16 protein-coding genes and 1 tRNA gene are annotated in these 25,070 nt (G+C 65.8%); 9 read left to right on the forward strand and 8 right to left on the reverse strand.

Features of this window, described 5'->3' with window-relative positions; all coding sequences use genetic code 11:
• Positions 1–24 precede the first annotated feature (24 nt).
• A complete protein-coding gene (locus ASD15_RS29250) occupies positions 25–1,395 on the reverse strand; it encodes an MFS transporter (protein WP_057158535.1) in 1,371 nt (456 codons plus the stop codon).
• Complete coding sequence (locus ASD15_RS29255) at positions 1,395–2,435, reverse strand: LacI family DNA-binding transcriptional regulator (protein ID WP_057158536.1); 1,041 nt, start codon at positions 2,433–2,435, stop codon at positions 1,395–1,397. Before ASD15_RS29255 ends, ASD15_RS29250 begins: the two co-directional genes overlap by 1 nt.
• Positions 2,436–2,675: 240 nt before the next feature.
• Between ASD15_RS29255 and ASD15_RS29260 the strand changes: the two genes are divergently transcribed.
• The 5 genes from ASD15_RS29260 to ASD15_RS29280 are packed head-to-tail and all read left to right on the forward strand — an operon-like array spanning position 2,676 to position 11,775.
• Positions 2,676–5,525, forward strand: a complete 2,850-nt coding sequence (locus ASD15_RS29260; protein WP_057158537.1) for a TonB-dependent receptor — start codon at positions 2,676–2,678, stop codon at positions 5,523–5,525.
• A 22-nt stretch (positions 5,526–5,547) separates the two neighbouring features.
• Positions 5,548–6,903, forward strand: a complete 1,356-nt coding sequence (locus ASD15_RS29265) for a BNR repeat-containing protein (protein ID WP_229418381.1) — start codon at positions 5,548–5,550, stop codon at positions 6,901–6,903.
• 25 nt (positions 6,904–6,928) lie between these two features.
• Complete coding sequence (locus ASD15_RS29270) at positions 6,929–8,095, forward strand: glycoside hydrolase family 88 protein (protein ID WP_057158538.1); 1,167 nt, start codon at positions 6,929–6,931, stop codon at positions 8,093–8,095.
• 3 nt (positions 8,096–8,098) lie between these two features.
• Positions 8,099–10,480 carry a beta-galactosidase gene (locus tag ASD15_RS29275; RefSeq protein WP_057158539.1) on the forward strand — a complete coding sequence of 794 codons (2,382 nt, stop codon included), beginning with the start codon at positions 8,099–8,101 and terminating at the stop codon, positions 10,478–10,480.
• An 8-nt stretch (positions 10,481–10,488) separates the two neighbouring features.
• Positions 10,489–11,775: a DUF2264 domain-containing protein gene (locus ASD15_RS29280; protein WP_057158540.1), complete on the forward strand. Its 1,287-nt coding sequence runs from the start codon at positions 10,489–10,491 to the stop codon at positions 11,773–11,775.
• 18 nt (positions 11,776–11,793) lie between these two features.
• Here the strand turns inward: ASD15_RS29280 and ASD15_RS29285 are convergent, their stop codons facing one another.
• Complete coding sequence (locus tag ASD15_RS29285; protein WP_157201190.1) at positions 11,794–12,852, reverse strand: hypothetical protein; 1,059 nt, start codon at positions 12,850–12,852, stop codon at positions 11,794–11,796.
• 64 nt (positions 12,853–12,916) lie between these two features.
• A complete protein-coding gene (locus ASD15_RS29290) occupies positions 12,917–14,146 on the reverse strand; it encodes a sugar MFS transporter (protein WP_082552230.1) in 1,230 nt (409 codons plus the stop codon).
• 246 nt (positions 14,147–14,392) lie between these two features.
• Here ASD15_RS29290 and ASD15_RS29295 point away from each other — a divergent pair, with 246 nt between their 5' ends.
• Complete coding sequence (locus ASD15_RS29295; protein WP_057158542.1) at positions 14,393–15,073, forward strand: hypothetical protein; 681 nt, start codon at positions 14,393–14,395, stop codon at positions 15,071–15,073.
• Positions 15,074–15,078: 5 nt separating this feature from the next.
• On the opposite strand, the gene ASD15_RS29300 is transcribed toward ASD15_RS29295, so the two are convergent.
• On the reverse strand, positions 15,079–17,304 hold the full coding sequence (locus ASD15_RS29300) for a tetratricopeptide repeat protein (protein ID WP_057158543.1): 2,226 nt from the start codon (positions 17,302–17,304) through the stop codon (positions 15,079–15,081).
• Between the two features lie 141 nt (positions 17,305–17,445).
• Positions 17,446–18,039 (reverse strand): TetR/AcrR family transcriptional regulator, encoded by a 594-nt coding sequence (locus ASD15_RS29305; protein ID WP_082552231.1) that lies wholly within the window; start codon positions 18,037–18,039, stop codon positions 17,446–17,448.
• 126 nt (positions 18,040–18,165) lie between these two features.
• Between ASD15_RS29305 and ASD15_RS29310 the strand changes: the two genes are divergently transcribed.
• Together ASD15_RS29310 and ASD15_RS29315 are read left to right on the forward strand one after the other, a co-directional pair.
• A complete protein-coding gene (locus tag ASD15_RS29310) occupies positions 18,166–20,370 on the forward strand; it encodes a TonB-dependent receptor (protein ID WP_057158545.1) in 2,205 nt (734 codons plus the stop codon).
• Positions 20,371–20,379: 9 nt separating this feature from the next.
• Positions 20,380–21,702 carry a M14 family zinc carboxypeptidase gene (locus tag ASD15_RS29315; RefSeq protein ID WP_157201191.1) on the forward strand — a complete coding sequence of 441 codons (1,323 nt, stop codon included), beginning with the start codon at positions 20,380–20,382 and terminating at the stop codon, positions 21,700–21,702.
• Between the two features lie 266 nt (positions 21,703–21,968).
• Here ASD15_RS29315 and ASD15_RS29320 read toward each other — a convergent pair.
• A tRNA-Arg gene (locus ASD15_RS29320) sits at positions 21,969–22,044 on the reverse strand.
• A 207-nt stretch (positions 22,045–22,251) separates the two neighbouring features.
• Here ASD15_RS29320 and ASD15_RS29325 point away from each other — a divergent pair.
• Positions 22,252–22,812 carry a cytochrome c5 family protein gene (locus ASD15_RS29325; protein ID WP_057158547.1) on the forward strand — a complete coding sequence of 187 codons (561 nt, stop codon included), beginning with the start codon at positions 22,252–22,254 and terminating at the stop codon, positions 22,810–22,812.
• A 93-nt stretch (positions 22,813–22,905) separates the two neighbouring features.
• Here ASD15_RS29325 and ASD15_RS29330 read toward each other — a convergent pair whose 3' ends face one another.
• The gene (locus ASD15_RS29330) at positions 22,906–24,963 is read right to left on the reverse strand and encodes a M13 family metallopeptidase (RefSeq protein WP_057158548.1); all 2,058 of its coding nucleotides are present in this window, start codon (positions 24,961–24,963) and stop codon (positions 22,906–22,908) included.
• Positions 24,964–25,070: the final 107 nt, after the last annotated feature.

The following is a 25,070-nucleotide window of genomic DNA, read 5'->3' on the forward strand; positions in this document are numbered from 1 at the left end:
CCTCCTATCAATGAATGCTTACGCTCAAGATGTTGACTTTAGCACAATGCATCCGCCGCATTCACGGCAGCGCAGCAAGCGCAGCAAACAGAGAATGGCCAGCAGCGCAAAGGACGCGCCGCTGAGCAGGGTGAGGCGGTAGTCGTGCCCCGAAAAATCGAGAATGGGGCCTTGCGCGCTGCTGACCAGGATGTTGCCAAACACCACCATCAAGTCCTTGGTCGAGTTGTACTGCACGAAGCGCGCGCGCGGGAACAGCGCCATCGGCATCGAGGCGGCCGCCGTGAAGTAAGCGCCGGAAATGATGATGTGCGCCATGTAGAACAGGCGGAAGCTGCCTTCATCGCGCACCGTCAGATAGCCCACGGCAGCCGCAGCGCAGTACAGCACCATGAAGATGGCCGACACGCGCACCGCGCCGTAGCGGTCGGCCAGCCAGCCCACGCCGAAGGCGGAGGCGATGGAGAACATGTAGCCGTAGGCCGTCATGCTGCCCAGCGCGGCCTTGGAAATGCCCATCGATTGCGCGTAGTACTGGCAGAAGGTGTTGAAGGGGCTGAAGGTCACGCAGGCGAACACGAAGGCCGCCACGATCCACAAATAGGGCCGGTAGCCGAAGCACTCGAGGATGTGGGCGCGCGGCACCAGCAGCGTGCAGCGCCCGCGCGGCGCGGCATGCATCTCGCCCGGCGGGCAGGCTTCCCTGACCGTGGCGCACATGACCAGGATGGCCAGCGCGAACACCACGCCGATGGCGGCCAGGATCTCGGCCAGGTAGTGGTCGGTGAGCGCGAACACCCAGGTGTGGAAGGCAATGCCCAAGCTGAGCCCGACGATGCGGAAGCCGGCGAAAAAACGCCCTAGCAGGCCGGCCGGCACCACGTCGTTGACCAGGCCGGTAAACAGCGAGGCGGCGCTGATGGCGGCGCACTCGAACACGGTCCAGAACAGGCAGAACCAGCCCAGGTTGCAGATGCGCGCACCGGGCGAAGCGGCGCCCAGCATGGCATGGGTCCACGCGCCCAGCACCGGCGAGACGGCCAGTCCCAGCATGGCGGCGCAGCCGATCGGCGCGATCACCAGCAGGAAAGGACGGCGCCGGCCCCAGGCGCTGCGGAAGCGGTCCGAATGGTAGCCGATGAAGGGCACCAGCAGCACGCTCAGCACCGCCGGCACGGTGGCCAGCAGCAGCGAGGTGGTGGTGTCGGAGGCGGCGTTGCGGCGCAGCAGTTCCAGTCCGCTGGGCAGGGCCACGCGTTCGCGCATGGCAATGCCCAGGTCGCCCAGCATCAGCCAGCAGCCGACCGCGAACAGGCCGGCTGCCGTCAGCGGCAGCGCAGCGCTGCGGCCGCGTGGGGGCGGTGCGGCGGTCAGCGCTGCGCCGTCGGCGGACATCAGGCCGCCGTGGCGACGCCGGCTGGCGCAGCGGGACCCGGGCCGGTGGAGTTGCGCACCACCAGTTCCATCGGGAAGGCCAGCTTCTTCGACGCGGCGGGCGCGCCCTGGATCATCTCCACCACCTCGCCCACCGCGCGCGCCGCCATTTCCTGCAGCGGCTGGCGCATGGTGCTCAGGGTGGGGAACTTCCCGGCGGCGGTGGGAATGTCGTCGAAGCCCATTACCGAGATGTCGCCCGGCACCTTCAGGCCCTTGCTGTGGATGGCGTCGATGGCGCCGAAGGCCATTTCATCGTTGGCGGCGAAGATGGCGGTGGGCAGCTGCGCCAGCGCCAGCAACCGTTCCGCGGCCGCGTAGCCGCCGGCCTGCACGAAGCGGCCCACTTCCATCAACTCCGGCAGCACCGGCAGGCCGGCGGCGGTGAGCGCGTCGATATAGCCTTTCTCGCGCTGCGCGCTCTGGCCGGTGCCCTTGGAGCCGGCGATGAAGGCGATGCGCCGGTGGCCCAGCCCGATCAAATGCTCGACCGCGGTGCGCGCTGCCTGGCGGTTTTCCACCGCCACCACCGGCACGCTCACGTCGCGCGCCTCGAAGCTGAAGAACACGGCGGGGATGCGCTGCTTTTCGATCACCTCCAGGTAGCCGTCTTCGGCATTGGGCAGCAGCAGCACCAGGCCGTCGCACAGCTTGCTCAGCATGTCGCAGGTGGGCGCGCGGCCGGGGCCGTCGAAACGCTCGGCGTTGAAGATCAGGATGTCGTAGCCGATGCGGCGCGCTTCCTGGCTGATGGCCTTGGTGATCTCGTGCAGCACCAGGGACCCGTAGTTGTTGACGAAGATGCCGATCAGGTTGCTCTTGTCGCCGCGCATGCGGCGCGCCAGCATGTCCGGCGTGTAGTTGAGCTGGGCCGCCGCCGCCATCACGCGCGCGCGCGCCGCCTCCGACACATAGCCGGTGCCCCTTATCGCACGCGATGCCGTGATCGGCGACACGCCGGCGGCCTTGGCCACTTCACTCAGTTTGCTCGTCTTACCCATGTTTTCTCACCGCCGCCCAGTTGTCTGTTCCGCCAATGTGGTCACGATACCACATGACCCAAATTCGTTTCAATAATAAATTCATTATAAAAATCAATCGCTTATGACAATGATCAAAAAGTTGAGCAAAACAACGGTCGTATGACGACTAGCAAGGTGGTAACGTGACCACATGGTACTGACAACAATATCAAAAGTACCTGGGGAGATGGTCTGACTGTCGTTCACTTGGAGGAGCACATGAATAAGAAGATTTTGGCCGCGCTGCTGCCGGCGGCCCTGGCCGCCGCTTACGGGGGCACTGCCATGGCGCAGGACGCCACGGCCGCACAAGCGCAGGCGCCCGCCGCCACGCCGGAAGTCGCCACGGTGGTGGTCACCGGTTTCCGTTCCAGCCTGCAAAAAGCGCTGAACCTGAAGATGCAAGCCATCGGCGTGCGCGATTCCATCGTGGCTGAAGACATCGGCAAATTCCCCGAGGCCAATGTGGCCGAATCGCTACAGCGGGTCCCGGGCGTAATCCTGAACCGCGACGAAAGCTCGGCCGAGGGCCAGCGCATTTCCATCCGCGGCCTGCCCACCGAGTACTCGGTGACCACGCTGAACGGCGCGCCGGTCAACACCACCTCCACCAGCACCATCGGTTCGGCCGCGCGCGGCTTCAACTACGACGTGTTCGCCTCCGAACTGTTCGGCCGGGTGGACTTCTACAAGTCGCCGCTGGCCGAGCTGACCGAAGGCGGCCTGGGCGGCATCGTCGACCTGCAGACGCCGCGCCCCTTCGACAATCCGAAGCGCACCGTGCGCTACGCGCTGTCCGAGTCCTACAACACCATGTCCAAGAAAGCCGACCCGAGCGGCTTCGCGCTGTATTCCAACACCTGGAACGACGTCGGCTTCCTGATCGGCGCAGCGCACTCGTCCAGCGTAAACAACCGCTCCGGCTTCGAAGCCACCGGCGGCTACAACAGCTCGGCGCGCGGCAGCCAGAGTCCGGTCAAGGGAAACTTCGCCGTCACGCTGGACTACGACGATCCGCGCGCCAACCTGGGCGGCCTGACGCGCTCCCAGGTCGACAATGCGCTGCTGCCGCGCATCTACCGCTTCTACGGTTCGGCCAACGACCGCACCCGCGACGGCCTGGTGTCGTCCCTGCAGTACAAGAGCGGCGGCCTGAACCTGAGCCTGGACACCTTGTACTCCAAGCTGAAGAATACGCGCGACGAAATGTACTTCGGCCTGCTGGTGCGCAACAGCAAGACCACCAACCGCGCCGCGCCCGCCGGCCAGGCCGGCCACAACGGCTTCGTGCCGATCAACGTGAAGGTGGACCCGGACTCGAACCTGCTGACCGGCACTTTCGGCAACACCTCGTACAGCAGCGGCGTGACCTACAGCGAAGACGAGACCAAGTTCGGCTACACCTCGCTGAACGGGCGCTGGGCCGCCAGCGACACCCTGGTGCTGAGCGGCCAGCTGAGCGTCAACAACAGCAAGGCGCTGAGCTACCAGGACACGCTGTCCGGCCAGATCTTCGGCGTGACCTCCACCATCGACTACGGTGACGACCATGTGTATCCATCGCTGTCCTCGAGCTCCAGCTACACCGACCTGAACAACTACCAGGGCTTCGACATCGGCACCGGCTGGACCCGCGAAACCGACAAGGCCAAGCAGGGCCGCCTGATCGCCGACTGGGACTACCAGCTGCCGGGCGAATGGAAGGGCCACCTGAAGGCGGGCGTCAGCTATGTCGACACCACCAAGGGCATCAACAAGCGCAACGGCACCGCGCTGGCCAAGGCCAAGATGAACCAGCTGGGCACCGCCGGCATCCGCAGCGGCATGACCACGCAGCTGCCGATCGGCAACCTGGACATGGGCGCCGGCTGGCCGAGCGCATGGGGCACGTTCACGCGCGACTACGCCTACTCCACCTTCGATCCGCTGGCCAACAACGTGGAATCGACCTTCACGCCGGCGCAAAGCTTCACTGCGGGCGAGAAAGTGACCACCGGCTTCGTGCAGTCCGACTTCGTCGGCAAGGTGATGGAGCACGAGCTGCGCTTCAACGCCGGCGTGCGCTACTCGCGCACCGAGACCCAGATCGACAACTTCAAGCAGCAGGGCGCCAGCCTGACCTATGCGCCGAACCAGGAGTCCGGCGCCTACCACAACCTGCTGCCGGCCTTCAGCGCCGCCTTCGACGTGACGGACAACCTGATGTGGCGCGCCTCCTGGGGCAAGACCATCAGCCGCGCTTCGCTGTCCATCATCGCCGCGCAGACCGTGATCCCGAATCCGTTCGACAACACGGCCACCGCCGGCAACCCCGGCCTGCGTCCGCAGCAGTCGAAGAACATGGACACCAGCCTGGAGTGGTACTTCCAGCCGGGCAGCCTGCTGTCGGCCGCCTACTTCAAGAAGGACCTGACCGACGCCACCGTGGCCAACACCAGCAACACCACCTTCGGCGCGCTGGGCTTGCCGGACACGGCGCTGGGCGCGATCTTCCAGAACGCGCAAGGCCGGGTCGACCCCAACCTGCCGATGACCTTGCGCAGCTTCACCAACGCCGGCCAGCAGACGCTGAAAGGCTACGAGCTGGCTTACCAGCAAGCCTTCACCTTCCTGCCGGAACCGTTCAAGGGCTTCGGCGCGCTGGCCAGCTACACCCACATCGATCCGTTCAACAGCGCCAAGTGGATCACCAATGCGGGCAAGGAGATCCAGGTCAACTCGGTGCCGAAGTACGCCTACAGCACCACGGCCTACTACGAAAACGGCCCGCTGGCGGTGCGCCTGTCGTACAACTACAAGGGCCGCTCGCTGCACGGCGACAACCCGCGCAACCTGGGTGACGACCTGATCCGCTGGCGCGCCGCGCGCGGCTACCTGGACGGCAACATCAGCTACAAGATCAATGACATGCTGGAACTGCGCATTGACGCGATGAACCTGTCCAACACGCTGAGCTACGATTACTTCGAAGACGCCTCCGGCCAGTTCGGCAGCGGCAAGAAGAGCCGCATGGACTACGCCAAGTACGACGGCCGCACCATCAAGATCGGCATTCGCGGCAAGCTGTAAAGAGCAGAAACGGAAACCACCCATGACCATGATCGCCCGCCTCGCCGCGTTCGCCACACTCAGCTTCGCGGCCGCCGCAGGCCAGTCGCATGCGCCGCCGGAGACCCCGGAGCGCGCGGCGGACCAGGTCCGCATCGTCGATGTGGCGCCGGGCTGGGCAGGCAACTCGGTCAATGCGGTGGTGTTCCGTAAAAACGCCCTCGTCACGCACGGCGACACGCAGTACATCGCCTTCTACGACAAGGACGCCTACGTGGTGCTGGGCAAGCGCAAGCTGGGCGGCGCCGCGTGGGAACTGCAGCGCAGCCAGTACCAGGGCAATGTGCGCGACGCCCACAACAGCATCAGCCTGATGGTGGACGGGGCCGGCTTCCTGCACCTGGCCTGGGACCTGCACAACCAGCCGCTGCGCTACGCGCGCAGCGTGCGTCCCGGCGCGCTGGCCATGTCGGACACCATGCCGATGACGGGCACGCAGGAAAAGTCGGTCTCCTACCCCGAGTTCTACCGCCAGCCGGACGGCAAGCTGCTGTTCCTGTACCGCGACGGCGGCTCCGGGCGCGGCGACCTGGTGATGAACCGCTACGATCCGGCCGCAGCCGATGGTCCCCGCTGGAGCCGGCTGCACAGCAAGCTGATCAGCGGCGAAGGCCAGCGCAGTGCCTACACGCAGGCCTTTCTCGACCACCTTGGCACGCTGCACCTGTCCTGGGTGTGGCGCGAAACGCCGGACGTGGCCAGCAACCACGACCTGGCCTACGCCCGCTCGCGCGACGGCGGCCTGACATGGGAAAAGTCGACCGGCGAGCGCTACACGCTGCCGATTACGGCAGCCACCGCCGAGTACGCAGCACGCATCCCGCAAAACAGCGAGCTGATCAACCAAACGTCGATGTCCGCCGACCGGCAGGGCAATCCCTACATCGCCACCTACTGGCGCGACGCGGCCTCGCCGGTGCCGCAGTACCGCGTGGTCTACCTGGGCGGCGGCGCCTGGCGGCGGCTGGACCTGGACTTTCGCAAGCAGCCGTTCTCGCTGAGCGGCGTGGGCACCAAGGCCATTCCCATCGCGCGCCCGCAGATCATGGTCAACATCCAGCGCGAGCAACCGTCCGGCCTGCTGATCTTCCGCGATGCCGAACGCGGCAGCAAGGTGTCGGCGGTGCGCATCGCGGACTTCGGCAAGGCGCAGTGGCGCGTACTCGACCTCGACAGCGCCTCCGTGGGCGCCTGGGAGCCCAGTTTCGACACCGAACTTTGGCAGCGCAGCGGCGAACTGAACTTGTATTTGCAAACCGTGCAGCAGATCGACGGCGAAGGCGTGGCCAAGGCCGCTCCTTCCCCGGTGCGGGTGCTGCAATGGACACCGGACTTCTGACCCCATCCACGCAAGGATCAAGAACATGATGAGAAGACGACTTTGTTTGAAGGCGGCGCTGGCCAGCGTGGCGGCGATCTCCGCAGGCTGCACCTTGGGCGGCGTGGCAAGCTCCGCCGCCGTAACCCGATCCGACGTGCTGGCTTCCCTGCGCCTGGCCAACGACTACTGGCAGCGCAGCAATTCGCCCGCGCTGTGGTCGTTCTGGGACGTGGCCGCCTACCACACCGGCAACATGGAAGCCTACTTCCTCACCGGTGACGAACGCTACCGCCAATATTCCACCGCATGGGCCGAACACAACCAGTGGAGCTCGGCGCGCTCCGACGTGAAAGCGGCGTGGAAATACACCTACGGCGAAACCAACGAGCATGTGCTGTTCGGCGACTGGCAAGTGTGCTTCCAGACCTATGTCGACCTGTACAACCTGGACCCGGCCAAAGACCCGCGCAAGATCGCCCGCGCGCGCGAGGTGATGGAATACCAGCTCAGTACGCCCAATGACGATTACTGGTGGTGGGCCGACGGCCTGTACATGGTGATGCCGGTGATGACCAAGCTGTACAAGGTGACCGGCGACCAGCGCTACCTCGACAAGCTGTACGACTACTTCCAGTTCGCCGACCAGTTGATGTACGACGCCGACGCCGGCCTGTACTACCGCGACGCCAAGTACATCTACCCCAGGCACAAGAGCAGCAACGGCGGCAAGGACTTCTGGGCGCGCGGCGACGGCTGGGTGTTCGCCGGCCTGGCCAAAGCGCTGGCCGACCTGCCCGCCGGCCACCGCTGCCGTCCGCTGTTCGTGGCGCGCTTCCAGCGCATGGCGCAGGCCCTGAAGGCGGCGCAGCGGCCGGAAGGCTACTGGACCCGCAGCCTGCTCGACCCGGCGCACGCGCCCGGCCCGGAGACCAGCGGCACCGCCTTCTTCACCTACGCCTACCTGTGGGGCATGAACCACGGCCTGCTGGAGCGGGCCGAGTATGCGCCGGTGGTCAGGCGCAGCTGGCAATTCCTGAGCAAGACCGCGCTGCAGGCGGACGGCAAGCTGGGCTATGTGCAGCCGATCGGCGAGCGCGCCATTCCCGGCCAGGTGGTGGACAAGAACTCCACCGCCTCGTTCGGCGTGGGCGCCTTCCTGCTGGCGGCCGCCGAGCTGGCGCGTTTCCTCGACCAGCACACCCTGGATTAATCGATGACGACCAAGTTCTCTCGCCGCCGGCACCTGCAAGGTGCGGCGGTTGCAGCAGCCAGCGCGCTGCTGCCTTTTTCTGCCGGCGCACAGGTCCCCGCCTCCGGGCCTGCCGCGCGCTTCGCCATCGGCCAGGACGACTTCCTGCTCGACGGCAAACCGGTCCAGATCCGCTGCGGCGAAATGCATTTCGCCCGCGTGCCGCGCGAATACTGGACGCACCGCCTGCAGGCCATCAAGGCCATGGGCTTGAACACGGTGTGCGCCTACCTGTTCTGGAACTATCACGAATGGCGCGAAGGACAATACGACTGGCGCGGCCAGCGCGACGCGGCCGAGTTCTGCCGCCTGGCGCAGCAGGCCGGGCTGTGGGTGATCCTGCGGCCCGGTCCATACGCCTGCGCCGAATGGGAAATGGGCGGCCTGCCGTGGTGGCTGCTGAAGCAGCCCGGTGACGCCTTCCTGCGCACCCGCGACGAGGCCTACGTGCAGCCGGCGCGGCGCTGGCTGCGCGAAGTCGGCCGCGTGCTGGCGCCGATGCAGGCGACGCAGGGCGGCCCCATCCTGATGGTGCAGGTGGAGAATGAATACGGTTTCTTCGGCGAAGACCTGGACTATATGCGCGCGATGCGCCAGGCCCTGCTGGAGGCGCGCTTCGACGTGCCGCTGTTCCAGTGCAATCCGACCAACGCGGTGGTGAAGTCGCACATCCCCGAGCTGTTCTCGGCGGCCAACTTCGGCAGCGATCCGGCCACCGGCTTCAAGGAACTGGCCAAGGTGCAGCGCGGCCCGCTGATGTGCGGCGAATACTATTCCGGCTGGTTCGACACCTGGGGCGCGCCGCACCGGCGCGGCTCGGCCGACAAGGCAGTGGCCGACATCCAGGCCATGCTCAAGGCCAATGGTTCCTTCAGCCTGTACATGGCGCACGGCGGCACCACCTTCGGCCTGTGGGGCGGCTGCGACCGCCCCTTCCGCCCCGACACCACCAGCTACGACTACGACGCGCCCATCGGCGAAGCCGGCTGGACCGGCGACAAGTTCAAGGCCTACCGCGACGGCATCGCGCCACTGCTGCCGGCCGGCGACCAGCTGCCGGACGCGCCGGCGCGCATGCCCGTCATCACCATCCCGCCGTTCGCCTTGCAGGAGACGGCCGCCGTGATGGCCAACCTGCCGCCGCGCACCATCGGCGACGTGTCGCCCAAGCCGATCGAGCAGTACGACATCAGCCGCGGCCTGGTGGCCTACCGCGTGACCTTGCCGGCCGGCCCGCCCGGCACGCTGGCGGCGGCCAAGGTGCGCGACCTGGCCTGGGTGTTCGTGGACGGCAAGCAAGTGGGCACCATGGACACGCGCCACCGCCGCTTCAAGGTGGCGCTGGCCGCGCGCAGCAAGCCGGTGACGGTGGACATCCTGCTGTACACCATCGCGCGCGTGAACTTCGGCGTGGAAATCCATGACCGCAAGGGCTTGCACGGCCCGGTCACCTTCACGCCGAAGGACGGCGCAGGGCCGGCCCAGGCGGTGGAAAACTGGGCCATCCGCGCCATCGACTTCGACGCCGACGGCACGCTGCCGCCGCTGCAATGGAAACGCAGCCGCGCGCAAGGCCCGGCGTTCTGGCGCGGCGGTTTCGACGCCGCGCAGACCGGCGACACCTTCCTCGACATGGCCGGCTGGGGCCAGGGCATCGTGTGGATCAACGGCCGCTGCCTGGGCCGCTACTGGAGCATCGGCCCGACGCAGACCATGTACCTGCCCGGCCCGTGGATCAAGCGCGGCCGCAACGAAGTGGTGGTGCTGGACCTGACCGGCCCGCGCAGCGCGCGCATCGCCGGCCTGGCCATGCCGGTGCTGGACCGGCTGCGCCCCGAACTCGACCTGGCGCGTCCGCCCAGCACCGCCAGGCTGCAGCTGGACGGCGTGGTGCCGGTGCACGCGGCCGAATTCGCGCCCGGCCCGGCCACCCAGGACGTGATGTTCGCCGCGCCCGCCAGCGGCCGCCAGTTCTGCCTGGAGTCGCTGAACGCCTTCGACGGCAAGCGCTACGCGGCGGTGGCCGAAATCGCCCTGCTGGACCAGGCCGGCAAGCCGCTCAACCAGTCCAGCTGGACCATCGCCTACGCCAGCAGCGAGGAAGCGCGCAAGGAAGACGGTTCGGCGCTGAACGCCATCAACGGCCAGAACACCGACTACTGGCACACCGCCTACAGCGGCGCGGCCGCCAGCCTGCCGCATCCGCACCGTATCATTATCGACCTGGGCAAGGCGGTGGAAGTGGCAGGCCTGCGCTACGTGCCGCGCCAGGGCACGGCCGAGGTGACCGGCCGCATCAAGCAATACCGTATCTATATCGGCGACCAGCTCGTCACGGGCAACTAGGAGAACACATGCAACGACGCAATTTCATGCGCACGCTGGCGGCCGGCACGGCTGGTTCGGCGATGAGCGGACTGATCACCGCCAGCGGTACGCTGGCCGCAGGCAGCGCGGCCGCCGCCACGGCAGCGGCCGCGGGCGGCGACCGCGCCTACCTGCTCGGCCTGCTGCAAAAAATGTCCGACCCGGTGCTGTCGGCTATGTCGCAGGGCCAGCTGCACAAAAAATTCGCGCTCGAGCTGAGCCCCACCTGGGACGGCCGCGACTCCAAGGTGGCTTACCTGGAGTGCTTCGGCCGCCTGATCGCCGGCGTGGCGCCGTGGCTGGCCCTGCCCGCCGACGGTACGCAGGAAGGCCGCTACCGCCAGCGCATGCAGCAAATGGCGCTGCAAAGCTACGTCCACTCGGTGGACCCGGCCAGCCCGGACTGCCTGCTGTGGAAAGGCCCCGGCCAGACGCTGGTCGATTCGGCCTACTACACCAACGCCCTGATGCGCGCGCCCAAGACCTTGTGGGAACCGCTCGACAGCACCACCAAGCAGCGCATCATCGCCGCCATCAAGGGCCTGCGCCGCATCGAGCCGCCCTACATCAACTGGATGCTGTTCGCCGCCATGAACGAAGCGTGGCTGATGTCCATCGGCGAGGAATACGACCCGATGCGCATGAACGTGGCCATCCGCAAGATCAACGAGTGGTACGTGGGCGACGGCTGGATCAAGGATGGCGAAGCGTTCCACTTCGACTACTACAATTCCTACGTGATGTACCCGATGCTGGTGGAAATCCTGGACGTGCTGGCCAAGTTCAAGGGCCCGTTCTGGAACGGCAAGCCGGAGGAACTGCAGGCGCAGGCCGTCAAGCGCATGCAGCGCTACAGCGAGCACCTGGAGCGCTTCATCGCCACCGACGGCAGCTACCCGCCCATCGGCCGCTCGCTGACCTACCGCACCGCCGCCTTCCAGCCGCTGGCCCTGCTGGCCTGGCGCAAGCAATTGCCGCCCTCGCTGCCGGAAGGCCAGGTGCGCGCCGCGCTGCACGCGGTGCACAAGGCGGTGTGGACCGCGCCAAGCAACTTCACCAAGGACGGCTACCTGACCATCGGCTTCGTCGGCCACCAGCCCGAGCTGGGCGACTGGTATTCCAACAACGGCAGCATGTACATCGCTTCCGCCACCTTGCTGCCGCTGGGCCTGCCCGAAAGCGACAGCTACTGGACCGCGCCGGCGCTGGACTGGACGCAGAAAAAAGCCTTCTCCGGGCGCAAGTTCCCCAAGGATTATCACGTCAGCTATTGAAGGCGCGCCTGTTACTGCCTAGTACTGCTCCTTGTTGATGACGAAGTACATGCGGAAGGCGGTGTCCAGCACGGTCTTGGCGGTGCCGGCCGCTTCGTCCGCAGGCATGCGCAGCTGGCGCGCATAATGCTGCGCCAGCGCGCGCTCGGCCGGCGCGTACTGGGCCCGGATGGCGGCGGCGTGCTTCTTGTTCTTCTTGCCCTGCTGCGACCAGGCCAGCAGGTTTTCGTCCACTTCTTCGCGCGTGTTGTAGGGGGTGTCCGCCACCCAGGGACGCAGGGCGGCGTTGGCCCAGGCCTGCTGCACGGCGGCGCGCACACGGGCGGTAGGCTGCCAGAAGCTTTCGCCCTTGCCGCTGCCCAGGGTCCGGTCCAGCAGCGCCGCCAGTTTCCGCACCGGCGGCGGCAACAGCTGCACCGCGTGCTTCACTTGCGGACGGAACTGGATTTCGCACGCCAGTTTCGGCGTGCCCCCGGCCGGCACGAACACCTTCCAGTTGCCCGAGAAGCCGCCCGGTTCGGCGATGTACATCATCCACAGCGCGCTGTCGCCCTTTTTCCTGAACACGAACGGCGCGCGCCAGCCGTCGCTGAACGGCTTGCCCAGCCTGGCATTGCGTTCTTCCAGGCCCGTGCCCAGGTAATCCTTGGCGGTCAGGTACTGGTCCACCACACGCACCCTGTGCATGTCGCCCTGCCAGCCGAGCGGCACTTCCTCCACCACCAGCCGCTTGCCGTTGACGGCGTCGGTCTGCCAGTAGATGCTGCGCGGCTTATATTCGGGGAGGGGCACTTGCGTGAAAACGTCGGTGTCAAACTCCAGCACGTCGCCGTGGGCGAGGCTGGTGCTCTTGGGGCCGAGCACCAGGTCGCTGGGAAAATCGTCCGGGATGGCGTACGGGTGGGTCCACGGCACGACGCTGGCCGACTTGTGGCTCAGCGTGGCCAGCCACAAGGCAGCCTGGCACTCGGCCACCTGTTTTCCATTCGTCAGCCGGGGCCAGTCCTGCGCCTGGGCCGGGGCCGCAGCCATACACAAGGCCAGTCCGACCGCACAATACAGTTTATCCAGATTCATGGCATTCCATTTGAGTCGATCGCGCGGCAACCGGCCGCGCGATTAACTATTTTACAATGGAATTTTAGGTAGCTGCGTCCGGGAAAGCATTAGTCGTGCGCGCGCCCCACAGTGCGTAGAACAGCACGTACAGTTCGCACGCGGCGGTCAGCAGGAAGGACATCTGCAGGCCGTAGATGTCGGCCAGCCAGCCCTGCACCACCACCAGCGCGCCGCCGGCAATGGCCATGATCAGCAGGCCGGCGCCTTCCTCGGTCAGCGGACCCAGGCCCTTGATGCCGAGCGTGAAAATGGTGGGGAACATGATGGAATGGAACAGGCCGACGGAGATCAGCGCCCACATGGCGGCCGGGCCGCTGCTGAAGGTGGCCACCAGCATGACGATGCAGGCGCCCACGCTGGCCGCCGCCAGCACGTGCTCGGCGGCGATCGAGCGCATTAGCACGCTGCCCACGAAGCGGCCCACCATCATGCCGCCCCACAGCAGGAACAGGTAGTGCGAGGCGCGCTCGTGGTTGACGTTGCCGATGTCCGGCTGCGACACGAAATTGATGAACAGGTTGGCCACGCCGATTTCGGCAATCAGGTAGATGAAGATGGCCGGGATGCCGAACACCAGGTTGCGGTGGCGCCACAGCGAATGCGAAGCACGCTCGGCTTTCGACACGCGGCTGTTGGCGGCGCCCATCTCCGGCAGCGGGAAGCGCGCGATGATGACCGCCAGCACGATCAGCACGCCGGCCACGATCAGGTAAGGCAGCTGCACCGCCTGCGCGTCGGCCAGGCGCTCGGCCTGGGTCAGCACATGGCCGGCGTCCGCCGTGCCGGAATTGGAGCGGCCCAGGATCAGGTAGCCGCCGAACAGCGGCGCGAACATGGTGCCCAGCGAATTGAAGGCCTGCACCAGGTTCAGGCGCGCGGACGCGGTCTGCGGCGTGCCGACCACGGCCACGTAGGGGTTGGCGGCCACCTGCAGCAAGGTGATGCCGCAGGCGATGACGAACAGCGCCACCAGGGTGACGATGTAGGACGGCAGGCGCGCGGCCGGAATCATCAGCAGCGCGCCCAGCGCCATGATGGACAAGCCCACCACCAGCGATTTCTTGTAGCCGATGCGCTCGATCAGGCGCGCCGAAGGGATAGACGCGACGAAGTAGGCGATGAACCAGACCGATTCGATCAGCGTGGTCTGCGTGTAGTTCAATTCGAACACGCTGCGCAGATGGGGCAGCAGCGTATTGTTGATGACGGTGATGAAACCCCAGGTGAAGAACAGGCTGGCCAGCAGCGACATGGCCGACTTGTAACTGGCCGTTGCGGGCGCTTGCCCTTTGGAAGAATTACTGACAGAAACAATAGGCGCAGCCACGGAACGTCCCCTGAAAATCTTATTTTGGAGCCTTCCATGCTAGAGCTTTACGCGATCCAATACCAATAACTAAATTGCAGGAATCTATACCGATTTCGGTATCACGCCTACCGTGCGCGCATTATCTATTTTGCAATTATAGAATGATGCTTTTCTTCAATGGAGATCGCGATGAGGCACTTGATCAGGCGCACAGCCGGCGCCGCAACCTGCCTGCTGGCGGTACACGCCGCCGCCCAGGCCGACGATGCGCTGTGGGCACGCTCCCAGGCGCTGCTGGTGAAAAACAAGGGCCTGATCGCGCAGAACATCGCGACCAAGGTGGACACGGGCGGCGAGCCGGCCATCGGCGAGGGTAGATATGAAACCGTGCTGCAGCGCTTCGACATCACCGGCCGGCCGGTGCGCGCCGCGAAAGACGAGGCGACCGACAACAGCAGCGACTACAAGGCATCGAAACTGGACATGGCGCTGGCCAACCACTTCGCCAACAACCCGGAACACCTGTTCGAGAACGCGTCCGACGTCACGCGCCTGGCGGACCAGCAAGTGGACGGCCAGACTCTCGCCGTGTTCGACGTGCGCGCCCAGCATGTGCTGAAGCGCACCCTGCCCGTCAGCATGCGGGTCTGGGTCAAACCGGACAGCGGCGCGCCGGTGAAGGCGGACGGCATGCTGGAGGTGCCGGCGCCGTTCGGTCCGCGCGCACCATTCAAGGTCCGCTATACGTCCGATGCGTCGGGGAAGGCCCTGCCGGCGCAGGTCTGGCTGGAGTACGACTACGTGATCATGGGCAAACGCAACCACATCAAGTTCGATCAGACCCTAAGCAACTGGAAACAGCGGCCCTGAGCCGCTCAGTTTTCCCCGTCCGGCAGCGCGGCAGCCCCGGCCAGCCTGGCCAGATCAGCGGCCACCGCATCCATCACGGGCTCCCATGCGCCGCGCTGCGGCTGGCGGTACAGGACCGCGCTCGGATACCACGGACTGGCGGCGCCCTGCTCCAGCCAGCGCCATTCGAACGGCGTCTGCAGCAATATCCAGACCGGTTTGCCCAGCGCTCCCGCCAGATGGGCCACGCTGGTATCGACCGTGACCACCACGTCCATCAGTTGGCACAGGGCGGCGGTGTCGCTGAAGTCCTGCAGCAGGCCGGCCAGCTGCCGTACCGGCGCCGTATCCAGCAGCGCCTGCTCGGCAGGCTTGACGTCCTTCTGCAGGCTGATGAATTCGCACGGCGCCGCGAACAGCCGGGCGAACACCGCCAGCGGCACGCTGCGGTTGAGGTCGTTCGGGTTGGCCGGGTGGCCGCTCCACACCACGCCGACGCGCGGCCGGGCCTTCGGGCCGAGCAGCGCCTGCCATTGCGCCACCCTGGCCGGATCGCTTGCCAGGTAGGGCGTTGCCGCCGGAACCGTGTCGAGCCGGGTGCCGAACGCCAGCGGCAAGCTCATCAGCGGGATGTGATAGTCGAACGGCGGCAGCGCCTCGCCCTTGACGACGACGCGGCTGACGCCCGCCAGGGTGCCCAGCAAGGCGGCCAGCGGCCGCTTCGCTTCCAGGATGACGGTGGCGCCGCGCCCGGCCACCAGCGCCGCGTAGCGGCAGAATTGCAGGGCGTCGCCCAGCCCCTGTTCGGCATGCAGCAGGATGGTCTTGCCCGCCAGCGCTTCGCTGCCGGTCCAGGCCGGCTGAGGGAAGTCGCGCTTGCCCTTGTACACGCCCAGCGTTTCAGCCTTCCAGCGCCACTCGTAGCCGCGCCAGCCTTGTTCATAGTCGCCGCGCCGCAAATGGACCAGCGCGCGGTTCCAGTGCGCCAGCGCGCACTGCGGATCGAGCGCGATGGCGCGTTCATAGTGCTGCATCGCCAGGCCGGCCTGGCCCACCTGGTCCAGCAGGCTGCCCAGGTTGGTGTAGGCGCCCGGATGGTGCGGCGCCAGCTGCACCGCTGTCTGGTAGCATTGCTGCGCCTCCGCGTAGCGCAGGCTGGCACGCAGGATGGCGCCACGGGTTACATGGTAGTCGGCACTCTCCGGCGCCAGCGCCAGCGCGCGGTCGATGCTCTCCAGCGCCTGCTCGCGCCGGGCCGCCGCGTTGAGCATGCGCGCATGCAGCTGCCACAGGCCGGCGTCGGACTGGTCCAGTTCCAGCGCGGCGGCGAACAGGCGCGCCGCCGATTCCGGCCGGCCCTGCTGCTGTAACTGCGCGCCCAGCTGGCGATAGGCGGCCACGCGTTCACGCCGCAGCGCTGCCGCGCCCGCACTGTCGTGCTGCGCTTCCTCGTTGCGGTTCAGTCCGCGCAGCGCTTGCGCGCGCAGGCTGTAGGCTTGCGCCAGGCCGGGATCCAAGCCGACCGCCCGGCTGCTGCACTGCAGCGCCTGCTCGAAATCCAGGCGGGACAGGCACAGGCGTGCCAGGTTGCACAGCGCGTCCACGTAGTCCGGCGCCAGCTCCAGCGCACGCCGGCAGCATGCTTCGGCCTCGGCCACCTGCCCCATCGCCAGCAGGATGGCGGCGCCGCTGTTGTAAGCCTCGGGATTGCCGGGATTGACGGCCAACGCCTGCTCCACGCTGTGCAGCGCGGGCTCCAGCTGCTGCAGTTGCCTGAGCACGCCTGCGCGGTTGGTCCAGGCCTGGTCGTCGGCCGGATTGAGCGCCAGCGCCTGGTCGTAGCTGTACAGTGCTTCCTCGTTGCGCTGCAGGGCCTGCAAGGCCACGCCACGGTTGTAACAGGTATCGGCGTCGCCGCCGGTCAGTTCGAGCGCGCGGCCGTAGCTGCGCAGCGCGTCTTCCAGGTGCTGCATCTCGCGCAGCGCGTTGCCCAGGTTGCTGTGCGCGCCGGCGTGGCCCGGATCGACGGCCAGCGCAGAGCGGATAAAACCGGCGGCGAGTTCGTAATTTCCGGTCTGGAACGCCACGATACCCACGTGGTGCAGCGCCTCGAAGTGCCGGGGCGCCAGTTTGAGCACTTGCTCATAGGTCTGCATGGCTTGGGCGAACTCACCCTGGCTGTGAAACTGCAGGCCTTGCGCGAACAGGGACTCGGCTTGCAGGGTGATGGATGGGTGACTCGGTGTGGCCATTGTCCTTGGGAGCTATGTTTGCCGTGGCCAGTTAGCATACCATTGCCTGCCCGCCTCGTGCAGCATCGGATGGATGCTGGAGTCCGCGCGCTGACACCCTTGCCGAGCAAGGGCGCGCGCCGTTACCGGCCCGGAGGGAGTTCAGCCTTTGTTGGAAACGACTGCGTTCAGAATCAGTGCCAGCGCCTTGAGATGCTCTTTGGCCGGGCGCGCGCCGCCCATCGCATGCGTGAGGATCACACCGGACAAATACGCGTCGATGGCCGTTGCCGCGCCATGCAAATCGATGTCCGGACAGGTGGCTCCCTGCTTGCGCAAGTTCTTCAAGCCTTCGTAGAACTGGTTGTAGCGATCCTTTGCCGCATTCTCCAGCTTCGCCTTGAGGCCCGCGCTGGTGGAACTGGCCAGTATCAATTCGAGCTCGATACGACTCGCCATCCGAAACTCGGCTGAAGTCAGCATTCCCACGTGCCGCTCCAGCACCGCCACCAGCGCCTCGGCGCTGTCGAACTGCAGCCGCACCAGCCCTGCCGCGCTGAACTGATCGACCACCGCCCCGAGAATCTCGTCCTTGCTTTCGAAATGCACATACAAAGCGCCCCGGCTGATCGCCGCCGCTTCGCAGATGTCGCTCAATGTCGTGTTCAGCACCCCCACGCGTGACAGGCAGGCAATCGTCGCCTCGACGATTTCGGCGCGCTTTTGCAGCATGTATTCAGGAGGGCGGCGTGGCATGCGCGCATCTTGTCACACCAGCATGCAGCCGTCAACGCGGCTCCATTTCTTGACTCCCAAAAAAAGACCTGTTAGTCTTTTTTAAAACAGACCACCCGGTCTTTTTATAAAAACCAGGAGACCAGCATGCTCACCCGCCCCATCCCCGGCCTTTGCCTGCATTCGACGGCAGCGGCCCTGCTCTGTAGTTTCGCCGGCCAGCCGGCGGCACTCGCACAGGAGGCCAAGATCCAGGTTGTCGAAGTATCGGGCAAGCGCCCGCAAGGGCTGCGCGATCTCGCCGGCACCGTCACCGCCGTCAGCGGTGGCCAGCTCGAACAGCTGAGCGCCACGGGATTCGAGGACTATTTGAAGCTGACGCCTGGCGTCCAGTTGAGCAAAGGCGAACCGGATGCCGCCGTACTGTCGATCCGCGGCATCAATACCTTCACCGACCCCACCAATGGGGTCACCCAGGGAACGGTGGGAGTCTATGTGGACGATGTGCCGTTCACCGATCCATTTGGCCGCCTCGGCCTGCCCGATCTGGCGCCCTTCGACATGGAGCGCGTCGAAGTCATGCGCGGTCCGCAAGGCGTTCTTTATGGTTCATCCTCGCTTGGCGGCGCTTTGCGCTACGTGCCGGCCAAGCCGGATTTCAGCGGCACCAGCGCCACGGCCATGGCCACCGTCGGCTCAGGCGACGGCGCCCTGGCGCGCCAGGGCTGGGTCAGCGCGAACTGGGCGGCTCCCGACGGCGCCACTGCGCTCAGGATCGGAGGCTTCGTGCGCAAGGATGGCGGCACGATCGACAACCCCATCGCAAGCAGCAGCAACGATCTGAAACAGCAGGCGCTGCGCGTCGGATGGTCCGCCAAACTGGGCGATACATTCAAGGCAACCCTGCTGGGCATGCAGCAGCGCACCGATGTCGCGGATGCCGGCTATAGCACTCTGCACAACGCGAGGCTGAAAACGAACACTCCGACGGCATCGCCGCGCACCAGCAAAAACGCCATGCTCAATCTGGTACTGGAATACGGCTTGGGAAACTACCTTGTCACCTCGTCCACTGCCACGCTGGAAAAGCGGTACGACGCCCGCAACGATGTCACGCAGCGCTTCGGCCCCGTGCTTGCCTCCCAGGCGCCCTACATGCAGTTTGCGCAGTCCTATCGATCGCGCGCCAACTCGCAGGAACTGCGGATCGCCAGCCGTGAAGCCGGTCCGGTCAGCGTTGTCGCCGGCGCCTTCTATCAGCAGTTCCGCATCGCGCTGGACGGCGGCGTGCATGCACCGGGCGCGCGCCAGTTGGCCGAGCGTGTTTACGGCGCAGGCGTCGGCGGGCTGTTTTCCACCGCCGCGCCGGACCGGATTTACCGCGAAGTGGACCAAGCGCGCGCCACCGAAGCTGCAGTTTTCGCGGAAGCGGAAACCACGCTGGGCGAGAAATTCAGCGCCGGCATCGGCGCCCGTTTCTACCGCACCTCGATGCGCTCCGCCATCAACGCCACCGGCCTGCTGGCCGGCACGCCGGACGACCCGCGCAACGACAGCACTTCCGACAGCGGATATACGCCGCGCCTCAGCTTGAAATACCGGCATGCCGCCAACCTGATGCTCTATGGGTCGATGGCCGACGGCTACCGCTTCGGCGGCAACAACATCATTGCGGCCGACCCGGTCTTTCCAACGCCCGCCAGCTTCCGCAGCGACAAGCTGCGCACGTGGGAGGCAGGGCTGCGTTACGGCTCGCCATCCGCCACCCAGTTCGACCTGGCCATGTTCCGCTCAGACTGGCGCGATGTGCAGGTCGTGCTGGTGCGCCCGACCGACCGCTTCCCTTACGTGACCAATATCGGCCGCGCCCGGGTCGACGGTGTCGAAGCGCTGCTGGCGTGGCGGCCGCTCGCCGGCCTGATGGTCCGTCCCAGCTACACCTATACCAAGGCGCACACGCTGGGCGATCTGGACACGGGGCGCGCCGCGCCGTTCGAACGATGGATCCGCAATGGCACGCCGCTGCCGGCCACGCCACGCCAACAGGCGGCGACGGAACTCAGCTACCGTTTCGACGGACCCGCCGGGGCGCGCGCCACAGCAGGCGTCGTCCACAGCTACGTCGGCCGTTCCTATAACGACCTTGAGCGCAGTGTGCAAATCGGCGGCTACAAGCAGGTCGATCTGAGCCTGCGCCTGGCCTGGCCGCTGGCAGAGCTGACCCTGTTCGTGCATAACGCGGGCGACACCATGGGCGTGGTATCCGCCGTGGGCGGCCCCCTCTCGGGCTACACCAACTACTACCTGACGAAACCGCGCTCCGCGGGCGTTTCGCTGCGTACCGATTTCTGACGGGGCATTATGGTCTCGCACATCATTTCATCGATCCCCGACTATCGCGCCCTGCCAACAGTACGCCAGATGCAGGCCCAGACCCGCGCGCTGGCGGCGCTGCAGGATCCCAACGTGCAGGTGCGCCGAATCGGCACCAGCCGCGAAGGACAGCCGATTGAGCTGATCTCGATCGGCAGCGCCCGACGCAGCGCGCTGGTGGTGGGCACGCCGCACCCGAACGAAGCCATCGGCTGCCTCACGACCGAATACCTGATTGACCGCCTGCGCCACGACGAGCGGCTGCGCAAGGACCTCGGCTACACATGGCACTTCATCCGTTCGATTGAACCGGACGGCTTGCGGCGCAACGAGGCATGGCTGGACACACCGCACGATGTCGGCGCCTATCTGCGCGGCTTTTTCCGGCCGGCCTTGCAGGAGCAGGCCGAGTACAGTTTTCCCCTGGCCGTCGACGATGTGCATTTCGAACGCTCGACGCCGGAAAACCACGCCTGGCAGGAGGCCATTGCGCTGACACGGCCTGATTTGATGGTCTCGCTGCACAACGCCGAGCATGGCGGCGCGTTTCATATCCTGTCCCATCCCCACCATGAACTGGCAGCGCAGCTCACGCGCGAAGCGGCCGACTTCGATATTCCGCTCGACACGCTGGGCGAGCTTGGTGCCGGCTTGACCGCGCTGTCTCCCGGCGTCTTCCAGACCTTCGACGTCGCGGCGATGCTGCGGAGCGTGCCGGCCGAGCGCCGCGCCGCCATATGGACAGGCGGCCAGTCGAGCTTCGGATACACCGCGCCGGGCGGCACGTTCTGCCTCACTGTGGAAGTGCCGCATTGGCGCGAAGCGCTGGTCCCGGCAAACGCAGACAGGCGCTCCGATCTGGCAGAGGCGCTTGAGCCGGCAACCGGTTGGTTCCGCACGACACTGGCGCTGCTGGAGCGTTACCTGCCGATGGTCGAACCGCGGACAGGTCCGAACAGCGAAGCGGGACGCTATCTGGAGGCGCTGCGCGAAGCGCGCACCATGGCGCAGCGCCAACTAGGCTTCCTCGCCGCACCGCCGCCACTCGCCATGTCGCACACGGAAGCGATGGCGCAGCGGCGGGCAATGCGGCTGTTTACCTTAAGGCCGGTCGCGATGATGGCCCGGCTGGCCTCCATGGTGAGCGCGCCGGCCGCCATGGCCTCCGCCTCAGGCATCCTGGAGTCGGCGCTTGCCGACAGGTCATTTACCTCAGGATTGGTGCCGGTGCCTTTGCGGACTTCCGTCGGCCTGCAGGTCCGCGCCACGCTCACCACAGCCGCAGCAATGGCGCACCGGGTACCTGGCTAAGCTCACGCGGGCCGCCAAGGCGGAGCGCACCGATAGCGACACCGCCCAGTGGCACACTGCAAACAGCTTGCGGCTTTGGCCGCCAAGCGGCTGGTGGACTTGTTTCGCCGGCCGAGGGCGCTGGACAGGCACAGCAGGAATTTCGATTGACCCAAGATGTGGCCAAGTCATCACAACATTAACGGTTTTTAACGCAGAGTGTAACCCTGGTGTAGCCCCGGCAAAAAAGATGGCGGCGGGAAAATCACCTAAGTCATTGATTTTTATGGTGCGGCTGGCGGGGATCGAACCCACAACCCTTGGCTTCGGAGGCCAATACTCTATCCATTGAGCTACAGCCGCGTAGAGGGAACTTCGGAGGTGACAGAAGGATACCGGGTTTCGTCTTGTGCGTCCATGAAAAGTGTCGCTTTTGCACCGTTCTGCATCCACAGGCAATCTTTTGAGACTATAATCGCCCGTTTGGCGAGCAAATGCGCTTCTTCACCTGCATGCAAAACCGATAACGTAACGCCGACGCAAGTTTCGAAATTTGTTATTAAGGAAATCATGAGCGACGCACACAACCACGAATCCGCCATCAGAACGCCCAAGCAGCTCGCAGCAGCAGTGATCGGCTTCTTCCTCATCACCGTGCTGGGCATCGCCCTGCTGGTGCAATTCGTTACCGCCACCAAGCTGACCGGCGCCGGCACCGAAAGCCAGTCCGCCGAGGCCATCAGCTCGCGCTTGCAGCCGGTGGCCGATGTGGGCTTCACGCTGAAGGACGCCAACGCGCCCAAGGTACTGCAATCGGGCGAAGCCATCTACACCTCGACCTGCGCGGCTTGCCATGGCGCCGGCGTGGCAGGCGCCCCGAAAGTGGGCGACAACGGCGCCTGGGGCGCCCGCCTGGCCCAGGGCTACGACACGATCATGAAACACGCTATCGAAGGCCTGCGCGCCATGCCCGCCAAGGGCGGCAACCCGGATCTGGACGACGTCGAAGTGGCACGCGCGGTGGTGTTCATGGCCAACAAATCGGGCGGCTCGCTGAAGGAACCGGCAGTACCGGCGGCGGCGCCTGCTGCTGCCCCGGCAGCGGCGCCGGCGGAGGCGCCCAAGGGCTGAGGCTGAGGTCCGGCGGGTGATGCTTAGCTAGCCCGCCCTACGCAATAAAAAAAACCGCTCAGTTTGAACTGAGCGGTTTTTTTACGTCCGTGCTTACCAGATGATGACGCGCTCTTTCGGCGCCAGATACATCTTGTCGCCTTGCTTGACCTTGAAGGCGTCGTAGAAGCCCGGCTGGTTGCGCATGGTGCCGTTGGCGCGGAACTGGCCCGGCGAGTGCGGGTCGGTCTTGATGCGGCTGATCATTTCAGGATCGCGCATCTTGCTGCGCCATACTTGCGCAAAGCCCATGAAGAAGCGCTGGTCGCCCGTCAGGCCGTCGATCACCGGCGCCGGCTTGCCCTTCAGCGACAGCTTGTAGGCCTTGTAGGCGATCGCCACGCCGGAGTTGTCGGCAATGTTCTCGCCCAGGGTCAGTTCGCCGTTCACATGGTAGCCGGGCAGCGGGCTGAAGGCGTTGTACTGCGCCACCAGGGCCTTGGTCTTGGCTTCGAAGTTCTTGTGGTCGGCGGCGCTCCACCAGTCGCGCAGGTTGCCGTCGCCGTCGTACTGGGCGCCCTGGTCGTCGAAGCCGTGGCTGATCTCGTGGCCGATGACCGCGCCGATGCCGCCGTAGTTGACGGCGTCGTCCGCGCTGGCGTCAAAGAACGGCGGCTGCAGGATGGCGGCCGGGAACACGATCTCGTTCATTTCCGGGTTGTAGTAGGCGTTTACGGTCTGCGGCGTCATGCCCCATTCGTCGCGGTCGATCGGCTTGCCCAGCTTGTTGATTTCCTTGTTGTAGTCGGCCTGGCGCGAACGCTGCACGTTGCCCACCAGGTCGTCGCGCGTGACCACCAGCGCGGAGTAGTCGCGCCATTTGTTCGGGTAGCCGATCTTGGTGGTGAACTTGGCCAGCTTGGCTTGCGCCTGCTTCTTGGTGGCCGGGCTCATCCAGTCCAGCTTGTCGATGCTTTGCTTGTACGACACCAGCAGGTTCTTCACCAGCGCTTCCATGCGCGCCTTGCGCTCGGCCGGGAAGTGTTGCTCGACGTAGACTTTGCCCACCGCCTCGCCCAGCGCGCCTTCGACCGCCACCACGCCGCGCTTCCAGCGCGGACGCTGTTCCTTGGCGCCGCTCAGCACGGTGCCGTAGAAGGCGAAGTTTTCATCGACAAAGGCCTTCGACAGGTAGGCCGCGTTGGCGCGCACCGCGTGCCACTGGAAGTAGGCTTTCCAGGTGTCCAGCGGGGTGGCCGCCAGCAGGTCGTTGAAGCCCTTCAGGTAGCTCGGCTGGCTGACGATGACATAGTTCACCTTGCCGGTGATTTTCAGCGCGTCCAGATAGGCGTTCCAGTCGTAGCCCGGGGTCAGTTCGCCCAGCTTGGCGATCTCGACCTTGTTGTAGGCTTTGACCGGGTCGCGCAGTTCGACTTTGCTCCACTGGATCTTGGCCAGTTCGGTTTCCAGCGCGACGATGGCCCTGGCCTTGGCGGCGCCGTCCTGGTCGCCCGCCAGGGTCAGCATCCTGGCGATGTGCAGCTCATACTTGGCCAGCGTGTCGGCCAGCTTGGCGTCGTCCTTTTTCAGGTAGTAGTCGCGGTCCGGCAGGCCCAGGCCGCTTTGCACGAAGTCGACCACGTACTTGGTGGAGTCCTTGTTGTCCTGGTGGATGCCCAGGTCGATCGGCGCGGCTGCGCCGGTCTGGTTGTTGCGGGCGATCAGCGCGGGCAACTGCTTCTTGTCGCTCAGCGCGGCGATGCGGGCCAGTTCAGCGCTCAGCGGCGCGGCGCCCAGCTGTTCCAGTTTGGCTTCGTCCATGTAGCTGGCGTAGAAGGCGCCGATGCGCTGCTCGTCCGCGCCGGCGTTCTGCTTGGCGGCCGCGTTCTCGATGATGGCGCGCAACTGCGGCTGGATGTCGTCGTGCAGCTTGGCGAAGCTGCCCCAGTTGGACTTGTCGGCCGGGATCTCGGTCGTGGCCAGCCACTTGCCGCTCAGGTGGGTGAAGAAGTCGTCCTGCGCGCGCACGGACGGGTCGATATATTCAACGGCGATGCCGGACGTCAGCTTGCCCCCGGTGGGGCTCTTGGCGGCGCCGGCAGCGCCGGCGTGGCCGGCCGCAGCGGTGGCCAACAGGGCCAGGGTCAAGGTACTCAACAGATGTCGTTTCACGGGCTACTTCCCTCTCATTGTTTGTCTGGTTATGTTCCGGCTCGTGGCCGGTTTTTCACTCTAGCACAGCGCCGCGGCGCTGATAACAAAAAGGCCACATGCAGTGG

Origin of the sequence: Massilia sp. Root351, assembly GCF_001425045.1 — a bacterium.
GTDB lineage: Bacteria > Pseudomonadota > Gammaproteobacteria > Burkholderiales > Burkholderiaceae_D > Rugamonas.